The organism is Cyanobacteriota bacterium (assembly GCA_025054735.1).
Classification (GTDB): domain Bacteria; phylum Cyanobacteriota; class Cyanobacteriia; order SKYG9; family SKYG9; genus SKYG9.
The window spans coordinates 1-2732 of sequence record JANWZG010000467.1 but is presented as its reverse complement, the minus strand read 5'-3'; the positions used below and the strand labels follow the sequence as shown (position 1 = coordinate 2732).

Genomic DNA, 2732 nt, shown 5'->3' with positions numbered 1-2732 from the left:
CAAGCTAAATAACCGGTGGACTGCACGACCCACCCTTCGCCACTCACCGGACAAACAATAATGTCGCCCATCATGACCGGAGCCAAGTAAATTTCTGCTGCTGAGTCGTAGGAACGGAACACTGACAAAAATAATGACTCTCCAGCCAGTAGGCGCTTGAGGCCGCCCATAACGCCGCCCCCCTTGCCCTCACGCAACGTGGTAGACACGTGCATATGCCCACTCATGGCGATCATGGCTCCTGCTTGGGCAATAATTTCCTCATGGGGATCCATCTGGATGTAGGCTACGGAACTATCGGGTTGATGTTGGATATCAATTTTCATAGCTGGGTAAAAGCCTCACTGACGGAACATGTAAAACACAGCACGTTAGTTTCTTAGCGGAAGTAGCATTTGGGGGTCAGGAACTTGACCAACCCACCAATGCTGCGGGACTGAAGATAGATATCGCCATGCCCAGTGATGCGGTTCACTAGCCCTTCACCAGAGGTGATGGAGCCAATCAGTCCCCCGGCTAAGCCAATATTCAGCTTGAGTCCAGGTTCGTAGGCTACGAGATGTTCAGAATCCACCACGAATTGCCCATCCACGCGATACTTGGTCAGTCCACCGTAGCACCCAAAAAAAACAATGCCGTCACCACTGACTTTCAGCCGAAACAAGCCTTCCCCCGCAAAGAAGCTAGAAAATCCTGCCCACCCTACACCCATCTTGACACCTCTGCTACTGGCGATGTAGGCTCCAGGCTGAAAACAAATAGCGTTACCCCTAAGTGTTATACAGGTGATATCACCAGGGCTGGCTTGGGTAAGTACAACTTGTTGAGGCTTTTGACTAGTGTTACGGAAGACGTTGACAAACAGGCTTTCGCCACCAAAAAACTTCCTGAGGAGCGCTGAGAAGAAGCCACCGGAAAATTCGGTGGTAATGGTTAAACCGACATCCATACTGGCCATTGCTCCAGCTTCGGCGACTAGGCTTTCACCCGGATTTAAGGTGACAAAGATTGTGGCAAAGGATGGCTTATTGCGAATTTCATAGTTCACAATTGAAGACTCTCCTATTCAAGATAGGTTGGATAGGCGCGATCGCAGTCCGACATCGCAGTCCGACATCGCAGTATGACAGTGGTTTCTGTAAGCTAAGTAACAGTAAACAACTTTCATGACAGCGATTGACTCTTTCAGTTTGCCTGAGCGGTTGGTGAATCTCAAAAATTCTGTAATGAAACTATAGAAATCGTAGAAAATATTGAGCTATGGCTATTCCCATTTAGAATGAGACCGTTGCGAACCCAAGGGATAGGTGTAGTTATGGTCATTTCAGATTAGAAAGAGGCATCTGTATACCCTGCCATCCCTCGCCAACGGCACCAATATTGCCTGGGTGGGAGGATAGTCCGACAACGCCGCCCCCTTGCCCCGCCATCACGCCTGTAGACAGGGGGCAATCGCCCAGACTGTAGGGATTGCACCGAAATGGTCAGGCCATCACCACAGATTGTAGGGGCGCACGGCCATGCGCCCCTACCCGACGATTTCGCATTCATCCCATTACCCATTATCCCTCCCCGCCAACTGCGCCAACATTGCCTGGGTGAGGGGATGCTCAGAGAGTTCCCCCGCTTGCCCCGCTGCCACCGCTGCTTGCAGACAGGCACGGAAATTGCTCCACACCGTTTGGGTGCTGGGATGGTCTTGCCCTAACACTTGAAGGAAAATCTCCACTCTACGGGCATAGAGAGGTTCCGCTTCACCATAGCGCCCCATTGCCATATACATGCCATATACAGTCTCCCGCCAGATTTTGCCAGGAAGAGGCAGTGCGTGGATAATTTGCCCTCAACTACTGCCTGAGGATTGATCACGCCACTGCACTACTTTTTCGTAGAGACTGGCGATCGTCTCTCCGGCAAACAGCCGATCCTTAATCGCTAGATAATTCGTTGACTGCCAGCAGAGATTACTGATGAAGATAGCGGCACGAGCAGCACCCATGGACTCAATCAGAATTTCAATCCCCTGACGATTTAGGTCTGTTTCGCGTGGCAGGCTGGGAAATTCAATATTCATCAGCTTTCTTCCGGTTTAGTCCTTTCCAAGGTAAAGTTTACAGGGTTACAAAGTTGCAGACTACCCTGGTAACGCTTAATTAGTCGATCGTCGCAGGTAATAAACACATCTGCGACTTGATATTCAGCACAGGCAATATGGAATGCATCTAATTTGCCAATCTTATCAATTTTTTCTAACTGTTGGGCGCGAATTAAGATGTCGTTGGTAAAGGGTTGATGAACCGATGCCAGTTGTAAGATGCCCATAATCACTGCTTTCCTTTCGGCATAAGGATTGCGTGAGACTTCGTAGGAGAGGGCATCTGAGGTGATTAACTGCACTTTCTGATCTTGAATTAATAAGAGGATAGATTGCATGGCTAAAGCTTCTAGGGCAATCCGCACTTGGGAGCGATCATCAAAAATCCGATTCAAGGCGCTAGTGTCTAGATAGAGCTTCATGGGCGATCGCGTGCAAATGCTGGTTGGTGTTTCCAAGAAGATTCTAGTACCAATACACCGCTAGTCATCCGATGCCCCGCCGTTCCCCGTCAACAGTGGCAACATCGCCCGCGTCAGGGGATGATCTGACAACGCCGCCCCCTTGCCCCGCCATCACGCCTGTAGACAGGGGGCGATCGCCCAGACTGTAGGGATTTCACCGAAATGGTCAGGCC

Annotated in this window: 5 protein-coding genes; all 5 read right to left on the bottom strand. The window is 50.2% G+C overall.

Going from position 1 to position 2732, the window contains the following annotated elements:
* Window positions 1-326: AIM24 family protein (locus tag NZ772_16895; GenBank protein ID MCS6815233.1), on the bottom strand; the 326-nt coding region annotated here is incomplete at its 3' end.
* 53 nt (window positions 327-379) lie between these two features.
* Window positions 380-1048, bottom strand: coding sequence for a TIGR00266 family protein (locus NZ772_16890; protein ID MCS6815232.1), 669 nt, complete (start codon window positions 1046-1048; stop codon window positions 380-382).
* Between the two features lie 507 nt (window positions 1049-1555).
* On the bottom strand, window positions 1556-1783 hold the full coding sequence (locus NZ772_16885) for a tetratricopeptide repeat protein (GenBank protein MCS6815231.1): 228 nt from the start codon (window positions 1781-1783) through the stop codon (window positions 1556-1558).
* Window positions 1784-1843: 60 nt separating this feature from the next.
* A complete protein-coding gene (locus tag NZ772_16880; protein MCS6815230.1) occupies window positions 1844-2074 on the bottom strand; it encodes a hypothetical protein in 231 nt (76 codons plus the stop codon).
* The gene (locus NZ772_16875) at window positions 2074-2517 is read right to left on the bottom strand and encodes a PIN domain-containing protein (GenBank protein MCS6815229.1); all 444 of its coding nucleotides are present in this window, start codon (window positions 2515-2517) and stop codon (window positions 2074-2076) included. Before NZ772_16875 ends, NZ772_16880 begins: the two co-directional genes overlap by 1 nt.
* Window positions 2518-2732 lie beyond the last annotated feature (215 nt).